Origin of the sequence: Trebonia kvetii, assembly GCF_007827045.1 — a bacterium.
GTDB classification, from domain to species: domain Bacteria; phylum Actinomycetota; class Actinomycetes; order Streptosporangiales; family Streptosporangiaceae; genus Trebonia; species Trebonia kvetii.
Genome location: NZ_RPFW01000005.1, coordinates 135,493 through 152,441, shown reverse-complemented (window position 1 = coordinate 152,441; position 16,949 = coordinate 135,493). Strand labels below are relative to the sequence as shown.

Below are 16,949 nucleotides of genomic sequence, written 5' to 3'. Positions count from 1 at the left end.
AGACGCAGGACGCCTCTGCCCAGCGGTCGCCAGCCCCCCGGCGTGACTAACCATTAATAACTTGATTCCTGCAAGGATTGAGACCATAGCAGGCTGAGGGCAGGCGCGGCATTACCATTGCCAATTTTGGCAAGCAAGCGCTAGATTAAAACAATATCTCCAGACGAGGACGAACGGGAGAGGCGCGATGACTGCAGCAGTTCAGCACCGGGAACTGCCCTATCTCGACAGTCACACAGCCGAGTTCATCGACCATCCGAACGGCATCCTGGGCATGGGACCGGACCGCATCCGGGTGGCGGACGGCAGGTCCGGGGTCGAGGTCTTCTCCTACGAGACGATCCGCGATCTGTTCCGTGACGACCGGGTCTCACCGCGCACGCCGCAGGTGTTCATCGACAAGGGAATCGAGAGCGGCCCGATCATGGACTACCTCGTTCTCGGCAACCTGAACCTCACCTGGGCCGACGTGCACGACCGGCTCCGGCCTGTTATGGTGCGCGGGTTCCGCGCCAGCCGCATCGCCCAGGCCCGGGGTTTCATCAGGGAACTGGCCAGCGACCTGATCGACGGCTTGCTGACCCGCGGCAGCTGCAACTTCGTCACCGACTACAGCCATCACCTTTCCATCCAGGTGATCTCGCAGTTCATCGGTATCCCTCCCGAGGACGTTCCCGAGTTCGAGCACGCCACGGTGGAGCTGCGGCTGCTCGGCCAGGAGCCGTTCTGGCCGGGCGTTCCCCGCCTGGAGTCCGCCCTGGCCCAGGTCAGGGACTACTCGCAGAAGATCGTCGAGAAGCGCAAGGCCAGGCCGGAGAAGGACTTCATAAGCGACCTCGTCGACGCCGCCCAGGCCGGCGACCGGATCTCCGAGGCGGAGATGGTCTGGAACATCGCCGGGGTGCTGCTCGCCGGCCACGACACGACCCGCTACCAGCTGGCCTCCTGCGTGCGCTCGGTGGTGGATGCTGGCCAGTGGGAGACCCTGCACGCGCACCCGGAGCTGGTTCCGGCGGCGGTCAATGAGGCGATGCGCCTGCACCCGGCGACCCCCCGTCAGGTCAAGGTGGCCCTCAGCGACCTGATCTTCGAAGGCCAGCACCTGGCGGCGGGAGATCGCATCACGCTGAACCTGGCGGCGGCCGGCCGCGACCCCGCGGCCTTCACCGACCCCGACCGGCTCGACCTGCACCGCCCGGAACCGCTGTTCGACATGGGCTTCGGGTACGGCGCGCACTACTGCCTCGGCTTCGCGATCGCCAAGGCCGAGATGGAAGAGGCGCTGACGCTGCTCACCCGCCGTCTGACCGATGTCGCCATCGACGGCGCGGTCGTGCTCAGCCCCGGCGGGGTCATCGCCGGGCCCGAGGTCGTCCCGCTGCGCTACCGGCGCCGGGCCTGAGGTCGGCCAGCATGACAGCGCAGCGGACCGTCAAGGTTGACCGTAACCTCTGCGTCGGCACCGGACTGTGCGCCGATATCGCTCCGGCAGCCTTTATGCTCGTAGCCGGGAAAAGTCAGGCGGGCGACGCCGGTTCGGTCGCCGTGGACGACCTCGCCGACGCGGTGGCGTCCTGCCCGACGTCCGCGATCTCCGTATGGGACGAAGACGGCAATGAGGTAGACCTTGCCTGACGGCAGGGGGTCAAGCTGGCAGACGCTGGTGTCAGTCCTGGGCGAGGTAGTCCCGGACGGTCTGCGGCTCGTGGCCGATGAGCGTGCGCAGGAGCGGGTCGGTGCCGGCGAAGAAGCCGCCGGCGGCGGCCTGATACATGCCGAGCAGGAAGCGGGCCATGAACTCCAGATGGCCGACCGCGGTCTGGGCGCGCATCCACTCGTCTGGGTCAAGCAGCTCGAACCGGACCGCCCGACCGGTGACGTCTGAGGCGATGCCGGCGATGTCCTCGAATGTCGGTGCGCTACCCGCCGTGATGGTGACGGGACCGTCGTACGCGCCGTCGGAGAGGATGACCGCCGCCGCCGCCTCGGCGGCGTCGCTCCCCGAGGTCCACGACACCGGCCCGTTGGCCGGGACGGCGATGGCTACGGTCTCGCGCCACGGCCCGAGCAGCCACTGCAGGCTATGCATATAGAAGCCGTTGCGCAGCGAGGTCCACGGCAGCCCCGACCCGGCGAAGATCTGCTCGGTGGCGGCGTGGTCGGGCCCCGGCCCGAAGGGCGTGTCCGCGGCCGCGCCTTGATGGCTCGTGTATAGGACCCGGCCGACGCCTGCTTTCACTGCGGCGTCGATGGCGGATCATCGACGCTGCCGCCGGGCTTCTGCGCGAGGGAGGTCAGGCGGCCGTCACCACACGGGGCGTCGCCGAACGCGCGGGCGTGCAGGCTCCGGCCATCTACCGGCTGTTCGGCGATAAGGACGGTCTTCTTGACGCCGTCGCAGAGCACGTCATGACCGGTTTCGCGGCCGCGAAGGCCTCGGCGGTGCCCGCCGCCAGCCCGGTCGGCAATCTGCGCCGCGGCTGGGACATGACGATCGATTTCGGCCTGGCTAACCCGGAACTCTTCGTGCTCCTCGCCGACCCCGCCCGCGGGCGGCGGTCACCGGCCGCGCGGGCGGGAATCCGGCTCCTCGCCGGACGCGTGCACCGGGTAGCGCTCACCGGACGACTCCTGGTCAGCGAGAACCACGCCATCGAGCTCATCCACGCAGCCGGAACCGGAGCAATCCTCACCATCCTCGCGCGGCCCGCCGGCCAGCGCGACCGCCGCCTCGCGGAGGCCATGTTCGACGCCGTGCTAGGCCAGATCCTCGCTCCCGGCAACCATCCACCGAACGCAGCAGCGCACGGCGCCGACCGCGACCTTTGAGCAGGACCTTTGAGCACGCCATGGCTCGTCACCAGGACAGCGTGCGACGAAAGCCTAGCCGGAGTTCGGGCGGCGAACGTAGGCGTTCCGTCCCGTGCTGCGATCCCAGATAACGACGCTGCCGCGGGCGTTCGGTGCCGCCGTAGATCACCTTCGTGGTGGCGGCACGTGAGTACTTCTGACCGGCTGCTGCCGCGCCATTTCCGAGGGTGCCCTTCGGTTTGTCAGTGGCGCAAGCAGCGTTAGGACCAACCTTCGTTGCATTCTCGCCGCCGCGGAATGGACATCGCGTGACCAAGCGCTTGGTTGCCAGCTACGATGTGACCGCGGACCTCTATGCGGAGGATGTCACGTGAGTTACCGCTACGCTCCTGACCTTGTCCGTCTGATTGCCCAGCTACCGCGACGCGATCTTGCGGACCTGGCAGCTGTCAGGGCAGCCGTGGCCGAGACGGCGGCGGCCATCCCGGTCGACACGTCGGGTGTGGATGTCACCGAGCACCGCACCCCTGACGGCGTTAAGGTCCGGCTCTACCGACCCGAACGTGCCGCAAGCCCGCCGTACGGCGCCATCCTGCACGCCCACGGCGGCGGCTTCGTCATGTGCGACCTGGAGTCCAGCCACGCTCGCAACACGGAGCTGAGCAGAGAGCTTGGCGTTCCCCTCGTTTCCGTGGATTACCGGCTCGCACCCGAGCATCCCTTCCCGGCAGCGCTGGAGGATACCTACGCTGCGCTGCGGTGGCTGGCCGCCGAGGCGCCATCGCTTGGCGCGGACCCTGACCGCATCGCCCTGCACGGGACGAGCGCAGGCGCCGGCCTGGTCGCGGGACTGGCGCTGCAGAACAGGGACGACGGCGGCCCAGTGCCGTGCTTTCAGTACCTCGGCATCCCGATGCTTGACGACCGGATGCGGACCGGCAGCAGCAGGCAGTTCACTGATACGCCCATGTGGGACGCTGGCAAGGCGGCCACCAGCTGGAACGCTTACCTCGGCTCAGTCGTGCCCGGATCGCCGGACGTCAGCCACTACGCCGCTCCCGCGCGGGCCACCGACCTGGCCGGGCTGCCGCCCGCGTACATCAGCGTCATGGAATTCGACCCGCTGCGTGACGAGGGCATTGGCTACGCCCAGGCCTTGCTCGCTGCCGGAGTGCCGGTCGAACTCCATGTGTTCCCTGGAACGTTCCACGGCGCGGCAATGGCCGCCCCAGATGCGGCAATAGTGCAGCGCGAGCGTGCCGAGGAGATCGCCGTTCTGGCAGCGGCGCTGGCGATGAAACGCCCATTTCAAGACAGCGGTGAGGAGCGTGAGTAAACGGGTGGGCGTCGTGGTCGTCTGCGTGGGATGGCCGGCGTGTACGCGGTCTGCAAAGCCGGACTCTTGATCAATATTGTGCTCGCCAACCGCTACCTTGACAGGTGCGTGTGGTCCGACGGCCCCGAAAAGCGTCACACCGGGGGTACGTTCAAGCCTTTGTCGCCCGTCTGGCTGCTGAATGAGCCTTTCGGGGCAAGGAGATGGTTACTCGGGCGCAAGCTCGACGACGATCCGGGCTGCGCCGGGATCGGCGGCGCAGCCCGGTGACGCGCCGTCAGCTATGCCCGAACTGCCCGTTGACGATGAGCGATGGTGAGATGAAGGTGAACTCGCTCGGGCTCGGCTGCGGCGAGTGCTCAGCCGCGGTGAACCCGTAACGGGTCAGCATAGCCGTGTGCGCGGTGCTGAGTACCGACGGGCTCACCAGCTCCTTGGCTAGCGCCGTTGGGTCGGTCGAATTCGCCGCCTTGGCCGCGGCCGCCAACAGCGGGAAGGCGTCGTAGTTGTATGCAAGGATGAGCGTTGCCTTGATTGAGCCGAGCCCCGTCATGGTCTTCACGGCGTCGTTCACCAGCGTGTTGGACGGACTGTAGACGGTGCTGTTGAAGACCTGCATTTTCAGATGCTTGACAAGCGCCGTGCCTTCGAAGCCACTCGGCGCTGAGGTTGAGATAAGCCCGGTCGCCGACACCGAGTTGTCCGCGAGGATCGGGATGTTCCAGCCGAGCTGCTGGAGGCTCTTGAGCAGGTAGCCGACGGGCGGCCCGTAAGCGTCCATGATCAGTACATCCGGTTTGGTGGCCTGGATGGCTTGCAGCTCCGGGGTCATGCTGAGAGCGTTCTCGTCGTACTGCTGACTTGTCGTCACCGTGAAGCCAGCCGCGATGAACGCACTCTTCAGCTCGTTCCCGAAGGCGGTGCCGTACGCGTCGCTGCCGTGAATGATGCCGACCTTCTTGTAGCCGGCCGCCTTCATCGTCGGGATGAAGCCCTTGACATAGTCCGATGGGCCGGGCGACAGGTCGAAGTTCAGCGGGAAGTCAGCCGGGTTTGACGAGGTCGTCGTGGGGGCGATGTTGAAGGACAGGATGTGGTTCGCCGTCAGGATGGGGAGGACGGCGGCCGCGACAGGCGACGGGCCGGAGTCGAGGTAGAGGTCCGGCTTGTTTCCGGAGTGGATGGCGTTGAGCAGGTCCGTCACGGCCGTCGACGGGTTCCCTCCGTCGTCGGCCGCGGTGACGACCACCTGGTGACCGTCGATACCGCCCTGGGCGTTGATCGCCGCGGCGCCCGCCTTAGCGGAGAGCACGGAAGTGGAGGCGTTATCCGCCAGCACACCCGCCGCGCTCAGCCCGCCAGTCACCATAACCCGGTACGGCGTCGACGACTCCTGGCCCGTCGAGGCGCCTGCCGATCCGGTGTTGGTCGAGGCGGGCGTCGTGCTACTACTCGAACTGCATGCCGCGACGCCAACTGAGGCGGCGAGCGCCACCGCGGTGGCGAGCAATTGACCTCTCATGTTCCCCTCCCGAGAATTGCCCAAGCGCTTGCTTGTTTTGATCAAACTAGTGAGCCCGATCACACAGGTCAAGGTCACGAGCCCCAGAAATGACACACGTGGCCCGGCCGTTATACAAGCGTCACTTATGACGACTGGTCGCTGGCTGCATGCCGGGCGGATTGAGCTGGCGGCGGTGACGACGGACATCCCGCTGCGGTTTCAATCACGTGGCTAGCGCCAGGAGCCGGGTGACAAGTTCGGGTGACCACCATCCGTCACGGAGGTTCACGTCGTAGAGGCGCAGGCCACAGACGCCGTCGAGGAGTCCATCTCGCCGAACGTGGTGGTGATGCCTTCGGGTGATACCACCGCCGGCCGGTCTCGCCCGGCGGCGGGGCTCAGCAGGAGGTCGTGCAGTCGTTGCGCCCGATCCGCTGCCACGGCACTCTCCATATCAGCGTCGTCCGTTAACTGACACCGCTGGCTGCCACCTGGTTGGGCCCCGCTGAACAGGCACGCCGCTAGTAGAGGACCACGCCGCGGATGTTCCGGCCGTCGCGCATGTCCTGGTAACCGTCGTTGATCTGGTCCAGCGAGTAGGTGCGGGTGATGAGCTCGTCCAGTTTCAGCTTGCCCGCCTCATACATGGCGAGCAGGCGCGGGATGTCGTAGCGCGGGTTGGCCGATCCGAAGATGGTTCCGACAAGCTGCTTCTGCAGCATGCCGAGGTCGAAGAGGCTGAGCCTGACGTCGGTCGCGTACATGTTCGCCACTGCGGTGACAACGGCGCGGCCGCCCTTCCTGACCAGAGACATCATGGGCGCGATCATCGCACCCTCAGCGAGCCCGACGGTGAGGATCGCCTTGTCCGCCATGCGGCCCCAGGTGATCTCGCGCACCAAGCCGACCGCGTCGGCGAGGCTGTCCGCGGTGTGGGTGGCACCGAAAGTCAGCGCCTGCTCGCGCTTGAACTCGACGGGGTCGACCGCGACGACGAACCCGGCGCCGGCGAGTGCCGCGCCCTGCACGGCATTCATGCCCACTCCCCCGGGTGCCGATCACGACCACGGTCTCCCCCGGCCTGACATCCGCCGCGTAGACGGCCGACCCCCAGCCAGTGGTGACACCGCAGGCGACAAGCGCCGCCTTATCCATCGGGAGGTAGTCAGGGATCTTGATGACCGACGCGGTGTTCAGAACGCTGTACTCGGCGAACGTGCCGAGCGCGCACATGGTGGCGCATTCCTCTCCGCCGCGCGTGTGATGCCGGGACGAGCCGTCTGCCTGCCGCCCGGCGGTCAGCGTCGCTCCGAGATCGCACAGGTTCTGGTGCCCCGATGCGCAGGGGGACAGACGCCGCAGGACGGGACGAACGAGGTGACGACGTGGTCACCAGGACGCACGCTGGTTACTCCCGGTCCGACTTCCTCGATGACACCCGCGCCCTCGTGGCCGGCGATCATGGGGAACTGCTTCCAGGTGGAGCCATAGGCCGGGTCAGCGACCATGTCGCCGGTTACCAGGTGCTCGTCGGAGTGGCACAAGCCGGCGGCGGCGAACTTGACGAGGACCTCGTCCTCCCGAGGCGGGTCAAGCTCAATCTGCTCGATCTGGTACTTCGTGCCCGGGCCGTACAGGACGGCTGCCTTCACCCTCACAGTGTTACTCCCATCTCCGCGAGCCGGGGGCGAGGGTCGGCCGGCGGGGTGAGTTCGGCGAGCAGCCGCGCCCGGCGGGCCGCGACCGCGCGGCAGCGCTCATCGTCGGAGAAGACCCAGAATTCGCCCCGGGCGAGGGCGCCGACCATGTGCTCGGCCGCTTTCACCGGGTCGAGGCTGGTTTCCTCGTTGTCCTTCTGCATGGCCGCGAACAGCTGGTTGGCGGCCCGGTTGCCGACTGGGGCGTCGCGTTGCGCGTCGAGGAAGATCTGGCTGCGGACGGAGTACGGCAGGATGGCGCTGACCTGGATCGGCGCCCCGGTCAGCAGGATCTCCTGGTGCAGGCACTCCGTCAGGGCGAGCACGGCGTGCTTGCTGGCGATGTAGGGAGCCTGCATGGGCATCGTGGAGATGCCGCCGATCGACGAGAGGTTGGCGATGACCGCCGGCTCGCCTGCGGCGATCATCTTCGGCACGAAGGCCCGGATACCGAAGAAGACGCCGTCCAAGTTGACCGCCATCAGCCGCTGCCAGCGCTCGACGGTGACCTCCCAGGCCAGGCCCGCGGTCTCCAGCCCGGCGTTGTTGATGAGCAGTTCGACGCTGCCGTGCGCGTCAAAGGTTGACCTGGCCAGTTCCTCGACGGCCACCGCATCGGTGACGTCGACGGTCCGGGGAATGGCGTCGCCGCCGTCCCTGGTGAGCTCCTGCGCGAGGGCGGTCGCGCGAGTCGTGTCGATGTCGGCGATGACGACCCGCATCCCGATCCGGCAGAGGTAGCGGACCAGTCCCTCGCCGATCCCCGCGCCGCCGCCCGTTACCACGGCGGTCCCGCCGCGGAACCGCTGCTCGGCGCTCTCTGGCGGAAGGCTGTCACCTGTCATGCGTTAACCTCTTCTCTTCCGCTTGGCTTGGCTAGGCGCCGGTGAACTTGGGCTGGCGGCGCTCAAGGCTGGCGGCGATGCCCTCGCCCGCGTCCGCGGTCGCCCACAGTCGGGCCTGCTCGGCGAGTTCGTGCTCAAGGACGGCCCGGGCGCGCCGCGGCAGGTCGCCGCGGAGCGTGCGGCGGATGGACTGCACGGCGAGCGGCGCGGCCTCGGCCAGTTCGGCCGCCCACTCCTGGGCGGCCGCGCGCTGCGTGCCCGGGGCGACGAGCCGGTCGGCGAGGCCGATGCGAGCGGCCTCCTCGCCTTTGACGCTGCCGCCGGACAGCAGCAGCGCCATGGCCGGTTGCTGCCCGACGATCGCGGGCAGCGTCACGCTGAGCGCGAACCCGTGGTGGAAGCCCAGCCTGGCGAAGTTGGCGGTGAACCGGGTGCCCGCGTCGGCCACGCGGAAGTCGGCGGCGCAGGCCAGGCCGAGGCCGCCGCCGACCGCGGCGCCCTGGACCGCGGCGATGACCGGCTTACTGGTGTCAAGGATCCGCATCGCCTGCCGGTACAGCCGCTCGGAGACCGCGACCCGGTCATTCCCGAAGCCGCCGCCGTCGCCGAAGTTGGCGCCCGCGCAGAAATTCTTGCCCTGTGAGCACAGCACCACGGCGCGGCACCGGGCATCGGCGTCGAGTCCGGCCAGGGCGTCGGCGATCTCGGTTATCAGCGCCTCGTCGAAGTAGTTGTGCGGCGGCCGGGCGATCTCGATGGTGGCGACGTGGCCGTCGGTGGTCAGGGTGATATCGCTCATCGCGCTCCCGTCGTGGTGTGGTGCCGGCCTTGGACGAGGGCGGCGAGGTCGCCAGTCGCGGCGACGGCGGCCGCCAGCTGGCGGGTGAGCGTCTGGTCGGTCCCGTCCTCGCCGCGCCAGACAAGCAGCCGCCGGGTGAACCGGTTCAACGGGTACTCGCGGGTAAGTCCGATGGCACCGTGGGCCTGGTAGGCAGCCCTGATGCAGAGCGTCGCGTGCTCGTTGGCGAGGTGCTTCACGGCGGCCGCCTCGAAGGCCCCGCCGGCCGCGTCAACGGCCCGTGCCGCCCTGGCCACGTTCAGCCGGGTGACGGCCGCCGCCTGCGCGATGGTCACCAGATGCTGCTGCACCGCCTGGAAGGCTGCTAGCGGCTTGCCGAACTGGACGCGGTCGGCGGTGTACCGGTTCGTGAGGCGCATGATCGCGTCCATGGCTCCGGCCATGGACGCGGCGCGCAGGACCGCCGCGCGCCGCAGGAAGGCGTCTTGGGCGCCCGGGCTGATCTCCTGGATGGTGGCGCGCGCCCCGTCAAGCCGCAGGTCCGCGCGTGGCTGGTCAGCGAGGTCGGCCGAACGGCCGGTGACTTCGCCTGACAGCGGACGCCAGGTCACCAGGCGCGGCGCACCATCGGGCCCGGCCACGATGGCGGTGACAAGCGCTACCTCGCAACCCCAGGGAACGGAGAGCACGACCCCCCGCGCTGCGCCGTCGTCCAGCGGCAGGCTGGCGGCCCGCGCTGCGACGCTCATCGGGACCTGGTCGACGCTGAGGCCGGCCGCGGCCAGCAGCCAGCCCGCGAGAAGGGTCTCCACCACTGGCAGCGGGGCCGCCTGCGCCCCCGCGGCATACGCGACAGTGACCGCGTCAAGCAGGGTCCCGCCGGGTCCGCCCGCCGATTCCGGTACCGATACCCAGGGGAGTCCGGCCGCGGCGGCCAGATCCCAGCTCCGGGTGAAGGTATCACCCGACTCCGTTCCGGCTGGCTCTGCTGTTGCCGCAGCGAAGACCCGCTCGGCGACCTCGGCCAGTTCCGGGTCCATCGTGAGGCCGGTGGTCGTCATGGGCGCAGCCCCTTCGCGATGACCGTGCGGAGAATCTCGTTCGTGCCGCCCCGGATCGTCCAGGACGGTGACGCGAGGAGCGCGCTCGCGAGCAGGCGCTCGTAGCCGTCGGCGCTCGCGGCGTCAAGCGGGCCGGGCGCCAGCCGAGCGAGGGCGTCCACCAGGTCCTGTTCCAGGCGGGTGCCAAGCTCCTTGACCAGGGCCGCCTCGGCGGCGGGGCTGAGTCCCTCGTCGACCATCCGGGCGACCGACAGGGACATGCCGCGCAGCCCCCATGACCTGGCGGCAACCCCGGCGAGGAGGTCGTAGGCCGCGTGATCCGCGGCCGCGGCCGCCCGCTCGAGGGCGAGCTGGGCAAGGAAGAACGGGGACATCCAGCGGTCCACGCCGCCGCGTTCCAAGACGAGTTCCGCGGTGTTCTGCGCCCACCCCCGGCCCGGCTCGCCGAGGACGCGGTCGTCTGGCACGAAGACATCGGCGAACGAGAGCTCGCAGAATTCGGACGTGCCGTCGACGAAGGTGATCGGCCAGATAGTCAGTCCCGCCGCGTCCGTCGGGATGATCATCTGGGTGAGGCCGTCGTACCGCTCGGGTGAGGTGCGGAACAGGCCGAGGATGTAGTGGGCGGTAGCCGCCCACGAGGTCCAGACCTTGGTCCCGCTGACCAGCCACCCGCCGTCGGTCTTCGTCGCCTTGGTCTTCAGGCTCGCCAGGTCGGAGCCGCTGTCTGGCTCGGACATGCCGATGCAGAAGGAAACCTCACCGCGGGCGATCTTCGGCAGGAAGAACCGCTTCTGCTCTTCGGTGCCGAACCTGGCGATCGTCGGCCCGCTCTGCCGGTCCGCGACCCAGTGGAACGCCACCGGCGCGCCGGCCGCGAGCAACTGCTCGACTACGACAAGCCGCTCCACGGCCGTGCGGCCGCCGCCGTACTCGGCCGGCAGTGCCATGCCGAGCCAGCCCCGCCGGCCAAGTTCCCTGGAGAAATCGGGCCGCCACTGGGATGTCATGCCGAGCCCTGGCGCGTAGCTGCCGCGCGGGAGCGTCTCGGCCAGGAATTCGCGCACCTCGTCTTGCAGCTTGAGTTCGGCGCCGGTGAGCTCGGTTGGCTCGAATCTCATCGGCCCGCGCCCGCCGGCGTCAAGATGAAGTCGCCGGTCGCCGGCGCTCGCAGCCGGGTCCAGTAGTCGACCATGCGCCACGGGCAGGCGACGACTGCGCGGCCGACCGCGTTGCGATAGTAGCCGTGCGCGCTCTTGCCGTGCTGCCAGACCGTCTTGTCAAGCTCCTGGTCGACGAGCTTGTTGTAGGCACTGGTGGCCTCGCTGGTGACTTCGATCGCCGCCAGGTCTCGCTCGACCATGAGCTGGAGGCACTCGGTGATGAAGTGCACCTGCTCCTCGCCGGTCAGGTTGTGGCCGCCGCCGTGGTTGGGCGCGGTGTTCGGCCCGGCGGTGGTGAACAGGTTCGGGAAGCCGGGCGTGCACACCCCGAGGTACGCACGCGGATCGCGCCACGCATCGCCGAGCCGGACGCCGCCGCGGCCGCGGATATCGATGGTGGACAGGAAGTCCAGCGTGAATCCCGTGGCCAGGATCAGCACGTCGCACGGCACCCGCGTGCCGTCGCTGAGGATCACCGTGCCCGGCTCGAGGCGGTCGATGACCCCGGTATGCAGGGCGACATCAGGCCGCCGCAGCACCGCGTAGTAGCCCGGGTCCTTGATGATCCGCTTCGCGTACGGCGGGAAGTCGGGGGTGAGCTTGGCCTTCAGGTCCGGCCGGTCACCGAACATCTCATCAAGGTACTTCAGGCAGACCTGCATGACCTTGTCGTTCGCGGGCGACGCGGAGACGTGGGTGGCGAACCATTCCCAATCGATGCGCGGCGTGTCGTAGTTGTTGTCAGACGCGAACCAGTAGGTCCGGAGCCGGAACCACTGATGGTAATAGGGCACGTTCGCTAGCAGCCACCGGGTCTCGGCGGGCACTCCCTCTAGCGTCTTCGCCGGGGCGATCCAGTGCGGCTGCCGCTGCACTACCGTCAGGGTGCCGACGAGGTCCGCGATGTCGGTGGCGATCTGCACCGCCGTGCAGCCGGTGCCGAGCATGACGACGCGCTTCCCGGCCAGTTCCACCGCGTGGTCCCACTCGGCCGAGTGCACGATGACGCCGCCGAACGATTCCCGGCCGGGCAGGTCCGGCTTGGCCGGCCGGTTCAGGAATCCGGTCGCGGTGATCAATGCCGTGGCCACGTGGGTGGCACGCTGCCCGTCGCGCTCTGTCGTCACGTTCCACTTGCCTGTGCCTGCGTCCCAGGCACAGGCGATGACCCTGGTGCTGAAGCGGATGCGCTCGGTGACCTGGTACTTGTCGGCGACCCGGCGCAGGTAGGCCAGGTACTCGGGGCCGGCCGGGTAATACCGCTGCCAGTCCGGGTTCAGCTCGAAGGAGAAGGAGTAGTAGTGGCTGGGGGTGTCCACGGCCGCGCCGGGATAGGTGTTGATCCACCAGGTCCCGCCGAGGTTTTCCCGCTCTTCGAAGATGGTGTACCGGAATCCGGCCTCGGCGAGCTTGACCCCGGCGTTGATGCCGACCATGCCGGCCCCGATCACGATGACCTCGAAGTCCTCTGCTGGACGTCGCGTCGGCTTAATGTGACGACGGTCCTTCTCGAAGCCCGCCTGCTCGCGCAGCAGCGGGACGAATTCGTCTCCGACCGGCTCGCCGACGGCGAATTCGGCCATCCGCCTGAAGGCGGGATCGTCAAGTACGGCGGATCCGGCGGCCTGGGCCCCGCGCCCGAGCTCGTCGAGCACCGACTGGCGGACGGCGCGGGCTGTCTCCTGGTCAGTCTCGTGCACTGCGCGCGGACCGCGCGCCGGCAACGGCCGGAACGCCGGGGCGTACCGGTTGATCAGCGCGGGATCGGACTTCCACGCGGCGAGGCAGGCCAGCAGCAGCGCGGGATCGGCCGCCATGATCGCCGCCGCGCGGACCGCGCCGGCGTCGGCCGGCTGGCTTGCCGTGGTGGCTTCGCTGTCGCGCGTCATCGCGTTCGCCTCTCCATGTCTTGCCGTTCGCTCGGTTCGCGCTTCCGGGCGGCTGCTGCCAGGGCAGCCCGCCCCGAGGTCACCCGCCACGCACGGCCCAGGGCAGGTGAGATCGCTTACGATAGTTAATGGCCAGTTACTAGAGTCTGTCTCTAGCGAGATGGTTACAGGACAGCCGCTGGGTGTCAAGGGCTGGTTTCCGCGCCTGGCCTTCAGTCTTGGAGCGCGGCGAGCCACATCTTGGTCAGCACGTCGAGCGTATGTGCGGCATGAACCTTCTCCAGGTCGCGCACGGCATTCGCGAAGAACGCGTGGTGCAGGGTCATCAGCAGTTCGGCCCGCTCGTGCTCGCTCCCGTCGGCGAACCGCGCCGCGCGCTGCAGGCCGGCCTCGACCGCCTGGACCCCGAGGTGGCGCAGGTCGTTGCTGGCGACCCGGACCTGGTCGTCGCCAAGCGCGGCCTCGCCGACCACGCGCCACAGCGGCACGAGTTCGTCCCAGCCCGCCGTGACCTCCGCCAGCCACCCGCGGACCGCCTCGGCGGTAGCCGCGATGGCCACGTCCTCAAGGCGCGGGTAGAACTCAAGCCCTGCCGCGTGGAGCCTGGCCGCGAACTCGAGCGCGATCTCCCGCTTGGCGGAGAAGTGCAGGTAGAAGGTGGCGGGCGACGCGCCCGCCGCCGCCGCGATGTCCTCGACCTTGGTCTTGGCGTAGCCGTCGGCGATGAACAGCTCCCGCGCCGCGTCGATAAGCCGCTGCCGGGTGGTTTCCTTCTGCACCTGGCGGAGGTTGCCGGGGCGCCGGGGCGCGTTCACGCCACGACCTTACCCGCACGCGGCAGGTTCAGGTATGGCCTCACGTGACGGCATCCGGCCGTAGCGCTCACCGCCTCGGTTTGTTGTGCCTCACCGAGCATCACCAGATTTCATCTTTTCAATTGATGACAGATTTACTCACTAGAGTTACCATCAGCGAAAGATGGCGGTCAAGTCACCGCGCCGCCTGATTTCTGAGTGGAGGGTGATGCGCGTGGCCGCCGTGCCCGCACCTGACTCGCCCGGCCCCTTGGCCGGCATCCGCGTGATCGACACGTCGAACACCTTCATGGCCCCGTACGCCACCCTGCTGATGGCGCAGATGGGGGCGGAAGTCATCAAGGTCGAGGAGCCAGGCGGCGACATTCTCCGGCAGGTCGCGGATACCACGGGGACCGGGGCCGGCCCTGTCTTCCTCAACACCAACCAGGGCAAGAAGAGCGTGGTACTCGACATCCGCGGCGACCACGACTACGCCATCCTGACCCGGCTAGTCGCGGACGCGGACGTCTTCGTCCATAACCGGCCGCCCGCGGCGGCCCGGCGGCTCCGCGTCGATTACCCGTCGCTGGGCCCGGGAAACCCCCGGCTCATCCACTGCGGCGCCTTCGGTTACGGTAGCGGCGGCCCCTACCGCGACCTGCCCGCCTATGACGACGTCATCCAGGCAGCCTCCGGCTTCGCGTACGTCCAGACCAACGGCGGAGAGCCCCAGTACGTGCGCTCGTCCGTCGCGGACAAGACGAGCGGGCTGTTCGTGCTCGCCGCGATCCTGGCCGCCCTGTTCGAACGGGAGCGCTCCGGCCTCGGGCAGGCGGTCGAGGTGCCGATGTTCGAGGCGATGGCTTCGTTCGTCCTACTTGAGCAGCAGGGCGGCGCGGTCTACGACCCGCCGCGCGGCGCTCCGCTCTACGCGCGCACGGCATCGGTCAACCGGCACCCCTACCGGACGGCCGACGGGATGATCGCTGTCATGCTGTACACCGACAAGCACTGGCAGACCTTCTTCCGGCTCATCGACCGCCCCGCCCTCGCTTCCGACGCCCGGTTCGCGACGATGAGCGCGCGGACCGCGCACACCGACGCCCTGTACGGCATCGTCGAGTCCGAACTCAAGGCCAGGCCAACGGCCGAGTGGCTGCGGTTGTTCGGCGAGCACCGCATCCCCGCGACCACCGTCAACTCCATTACCGACCTCCTCGGCGACCCGCATATCGCGGCTGTCGGGCTCATCAAGGAGTCCCGGCATCCCGAGGTCGGAAGGATCCGCACCCCGGGTCTGCCGGTCAAGTTCAGCCGGAGCAAGCCGCCTGTCGTTGGTCCCGCTCCTCTCCTCGGACAGCACAACCACCTACTTGACGAACTCGGCGGCGGGGCATCCGGATGAGGCGCGGGAGGGGAACGCGCCAGCCACTGGTAATGCGCGCGGGGCGACGGCCGCGAAGTGCTGCCTCAGCGTGACGCTGGTGTCTGCGGCGGCTTCCCTCGGCAGATCGGCGCCGGCGGCGAGCGCCTTGCGGACCGCTGCGAAGTCGGCGGGGCTGTTGACGCACTCGGCGGCAACGAGACGGTCTCCCCGGTAGCGCAGGAACGTGTGCTGGCCGGGGCGCGTGCCCGGCCGGGCCACCGTGCCGTCACCGGCGCGGGCCAGTCCCGCGATATGGAGCTTGAGGCCGCCCTGTTCGGACCAGAACCAGGGGACGCTGCGGTACGGCGTGGACCGGCCCATCAGCGTGGCGGCCGCGGCGGCGGCCTGGGTGACGGCGTTGTCGACGCTCTCCAGGCGCAGCCGGGCCGGGCCGGGCTGCGGCGAGGGGTCGGGCAGGTTGGCGCAGTCGCCGACGGCGATGGTCCGGCCGTCGGATGCGAGCGAGAACTCATCGACCACGATGCCGTTGTCGCAGTGCAGGCCTGCGGCGCGGGCTAGGTCCTCCCGGGGCGTGGCCCCCACGGCGACCAGTACTACCTGGGCGGGGATCCGCGTGCCGTCCGCGAGCTCAACCGCGGTCACTGGGCCGTGGCCGTCAGTGCGGGGATCCGCGCCGACGAACCGGCTGGGCCGGGCGCCGAGGAGGATCTGGACGCCTGCGGAGCGGTGGGCTTCAGCGATCACCTTGGCCGCAGCCGGGCTGACCATCCGGTTCATCAACGTCGGCGCGGCCTCGATGACGGTCGCCCGGACGCCCGCGGCGGCCGCGACGGCCGCGACCTCAAGGCCGATGAGCCCGCCGCCGATCACCACGAGGTCGCTGGCGGCGGCAAGGCGCCTGCCCAGGTTCTCGGCGTCGGCGAGGTCCCTGAGCATGACGACGCCGTCGAGCGCGGCACCGCGGACCGGCAGTGCGCGCGGGCGTGCGCCGGTTGCGAGCGCGAGCCGGTCGAAGGCGAAGCAGCCTCCGGATGCGGCGGTCGCGGTGCCGCCTGCTCCCCCGCCATCCAGCGTCAGGCGCTCGATGCGCTCGCCGAGCGCCAGCGTAAGCCGTTTGTCGGTGTAGAAGCCGGTGCTGCGCAGCACGAGGCTGTCCATGCCCGCCGAGCCGCGCAGCACCGCTTTGCTCAGCGGGGGGCGCTCGTAGGGCGGATGCGGTTCCGCTCCGGCCAGGGTGATGGGGCCGCTCCAGCCAAGTTCCCGCGCGTTTGCCGCCAGTTGCAGGCCCGCCTGGCCGGCTCCCACGATGAGCAGCCGGCCAGCTGTCTCGCTCACAGCTGGCTCTCCGGGATGGTGACCCGCACCTCCTGCCACGCCGCCAGCTTGAGCTGGCAGGACAGCCGCGAGTTGGGCCTGCGCTCGGTGGCGGCGCCGTCAAGCATGTCGTCCTCGTCCTCGCCGGGCGGAGGGAAGTCGTCCGCGTGCGCCTCGTCGAGAAACACGTGGCAGGTCGCACAGGACAGCACGCCGCCACACTGGCCGACGATGCCGGATACCCCGTTGCGGACCGCGGTCCTCATGACCGAGTCGCCTGCCGTTCCCTCGATTACGCGCTCGGTCCCGTCCGGCTGGGTGTAAATAACCTTGGGCACGGTGCTGT

The 16,949-nt window shown here is 69.0% G+C and carries 19 protein-coding genes; 6 read left to right on the top strand and 13 right to left on the bottom strand.

Annotated elements, in window-relative coordinates:
• Positions 1-187 precede the first annotated feature (187 nt).
• Both EAS64_RS25710 and EAS64_RS25705 read left to right on the top strand, forming a co-directional pair.
• The gene (locus EAS64_RS25710; protein ID WP_145857026.1) at positions 188-1,402 is read left to right on the top strand and encodes a cytochrome P450; all 1,215 of its coding nucleotides are present in this window, start codon (positions 188-190) and stop codon (positions 1,400-1,402) included.
• Positions 1,403-1,413: 11 nt separating this feature from the next.
• Entirely contained in the window at positions 1,414-1,635 is a 222-nt protein-coding gene (locus EAS64_RS25705; protein ID WP_145857024.1) for a ferredoxin, read from the top strand.
• Positions 1,636-1,666: 31 nt separating this feature from the next.
• Here the strand turns inward: EAS64_RS25705 and EAS64_RS25700 are convergent, their stop codons facing one another.
• Positions 1,667-2,239 carry a Rossmann-fold NAD(P)-binding domain-containing protein gene (locus EAS64_RS25700; RefSeq protein WP_222849604.1) on the bottom strand — a complete coding sequence of 191 codons (573 nt, stop codon included), beginning with the start codon at positions 2,237-2,239 and terminating at the stop codon, positions 1,667-1,669.
• Between EAS64_RS25700 and EAS64_RS25695 the strand changes: the two genes are divergently transcribed.
• The 3 genes from EAS64_RS25695 to EAS64_RS25685 all read left to right on the top strand — a co-directional run bounded on the left by EAS64_RS25695 (position 2,212) and on the right by EAS64_RS25685 (position 4,417).
• Positions 2,212-2,829 (top strand): TetR/AcrR family transcriptional regulator, encoded by a 618-nt coding sequence (locus tag EAS64_RS25695; RefSeq protein ID WP_222849682.1) that lies wholly within the window; start codon positions 2,212-2,214, stop codon positions 2,827-2,829. The two genes, EAS64_RS25700 and EAS64_RS25695, sit on opposite strands and share 28 nt — an antisense overlap.
• Before the next feature lie 352 nt (positions 2,830-3,181).
• Positions 3,182-4,147: an alpha/beta hydrolase gene (locus EAS64_RS25690; RefSeq protein WP_145857018.1), complete on the top strand. Its 966-nt coding sequence runs from the start codon at positions 3,182-3,184 to the stop codon at positions 4,145-4,147.
• A 30-nt stretch (positions 4,148-4,177) separates the two neighbouring features.
• Positions 4,178-4,417 carry a hypothetical protein gene (locus EAS64_RS25685; protein WP_145857016.1) on the top strand — a complete coding sequence of 80 codons (240 nt, stop codon included), beginning with the start codon at positions 4,178-4,180 and terminating at the stop codon, positions 4,415-4,417.
• 7 nt (positions 4,418-4,424) lie between these two features.
• Here EAS64_RS25685 and EAS64_RS25680 read toward each other — a convergent pair whose 3' ends face one another.
• The 10 genes from EAS64_RS25680 to EAS64_RS25645 form a co-directional block, all read right to left on the bottom strand.
• A complete protein-coding gene (locus EAS64_RS25680; protein ID WP_145857015.1) occupies positions 4,425-5,669 on the bottom strand; it encodes an ABC transporter substrate-binding protein in 1,245 nt (414 codons plus the stop codon).
• A 267-nt stretch (positions 5,670-5,936) separates the two neighbouring features.
• Positions 5,937-6,092 (bottom strand): hypothetical protein, encoded by a 156-nt coding sequence (locus tag EAS64_RS43825; protein WP_187366173.1) that lies wholly within the window; start codon positions 6,090-6,092, stop codon positions 5,937-5,939.
• An 80-nt stretch (positions 6,093-6,172) separates the two neighbouring features.
• Positions 6,173-6,688 carry a zinc-binding dehydrogenase gene (locus EAS64_RS46130; RefSeq protein WP_246115864.1) on the bottom strand — a complete coding sequence of 172 codons (516 nt, stop codon included), beginning with the start codon at positions 6,686-6,688 and terminating at the stop codon, positions 6,173-6,175.
• A 261-nt stretch (positions 6,689-6,949) separates the two neighbouring features.
• Positions 6,950-7,303: an alcohol dehydrogenase catalytic domain-containing protein gene (locus EAS64_RS46125; protein WP_246115863.1), complete on the bottom strand. Its 354-nt coding sequence runs from the start codon at positions 7,301-7,303 to the stop codon at positions 6,950-6,952.
• A gap of 2 nt (positions 7,304-7,305) precedes the next feature.
• Positions 7,306-8,193 carry an SDR family oxidoreductase gene (locus tag EAS64_RS25670; RefSeq protein WP_145857013.1) on the bottom strand — a complete coding sequence of 296 codons (888 nt, stop codon included), beginning with the start codon at positions 8,191-8,193 and terminating at the stop codon, positions 7,306-7,308.
• A 31-nt stretch (positions 8,194-8,224) separates the two neighbouring features.
• A complete protein-coding gene (locus tag EAS64_RS25665) occupies positions 8,225-8,992 on the bottom strand; it encodes an enoyl-CoA hydratase/isomerase family protein (RefSeq protein WP_145857011.1) in 768 nt (255 codons plus the stop codon).
• Positions 8,989-10,053 carry an acyl-CoA dehydrogenase family protein gene (locus EAS64_RS25660; RefSeq protein WP_145857009.1) on the bottom strand — a complete coding sequence of 355 codons (1,065 nt, stop codon included), beginning with the start codon at positions 10,051-10,053 and terminating at the stop codon, positions 8,989-8,991. The genes EAS64_RS25665 and EAS64_RS25660 overlap by 4 nt, the downstream gene beginning before the upstream one ends.
• On the bottom strand, positions 10,050-11,174 hold the full coding sequence (locus tag EAS64_RS25655) for an acyl-CoA dehydrogenase family protein (RefSeq protein ID WP_145857007.1): 1,125 nt from the start codon (positions 11,172-11,174) through the stop codon (positions 10,050-10,052). The genes EAS64_RS25660 and EAS64_RS25655 overlap by 4 nt, the downstream gene beginning before the upstream one ends.
• Positions 11,171-13,105: a flavin-containing monooxygenase gene (locus EAS64_RS25650; protein WP_145857005.1), complete on the bottom strand. Its 1,935-nt coding sequence runs from the start codon at positions 13,103-13,105 to the stop codon at positions 11,171-11,173. Before EAS64_RS25650 ends, EAS64_RS25655 begins: the two co-directional genes overlap by 4 nt.
• 212 nt (positions 13,106-13,317) lie before the next feature.
• The gene (locus EAS64_RS25645) at positions 13,318-13,920 is read right to left on the bottom strand and encodes a TetR/AcrR family transcriptional regulator (RefSeq protein WP_145857004.1); all 603 of its coding nucleotides are present in this window, start codon (positions 13,918-13,920) and stop codon (positions 13,318-13,320) included.
• Between the two features lie 214 nt (positions 13,921-14,134).
• On the opposite strand from EAS64_RS25645, the gene EAS64_RS25640 reads away from it, so the two are divergent.
• A complete protein-coding gene (locus tag EAS64_RS25640; RefSeq protein ID WP_187366172.1) occupies positions 14,135-15,307 on the top strand; it encodes a CaiB/BaiF CoA transferase family protein in 1,173 nt (390 codons plus the stop codon).
• Here EAS64_RS25640 and EAS64_RS25635 read toward each other — a convergent pair.
• Together EAS64_RS25635 and EAS64_RS25630 are read right to left on the bottom strand one after the other, a co-directional pair.
• A complete protein-coding gene (locus EAS64_RS25635) occupies positions 15,272-16,624 on the bottom strand; it encodes an NAD(P)/FAD-dependent oxidoreductase (RefSeq protein ID WP_145857000.1) in 1,353 nt (450 codons plus the stop codon). The two genes, EAS64_RS25640 and EAS64_RS25635, sit on opposite strands and share 36 nt — an antisense overlap.
• Positions 16,621-16,941 (bottom strand): 2Fe-2S iron-sulfur cluster-binding protein, encoded by a 321-nt coding sequence (locus tag EAS64_RS25630; protein WP_145856998.1) that lies wholly within the window; start codon positions 16,939-16,941, stop codon positions 16,621-16,623. Before EAS64_RS25630 ends, EAS64_RS25635 begins: the two co-directional genes overlap by 4 nt.
• Positions 16,942-16,949 lie beyond the last annotated feature (8 nt).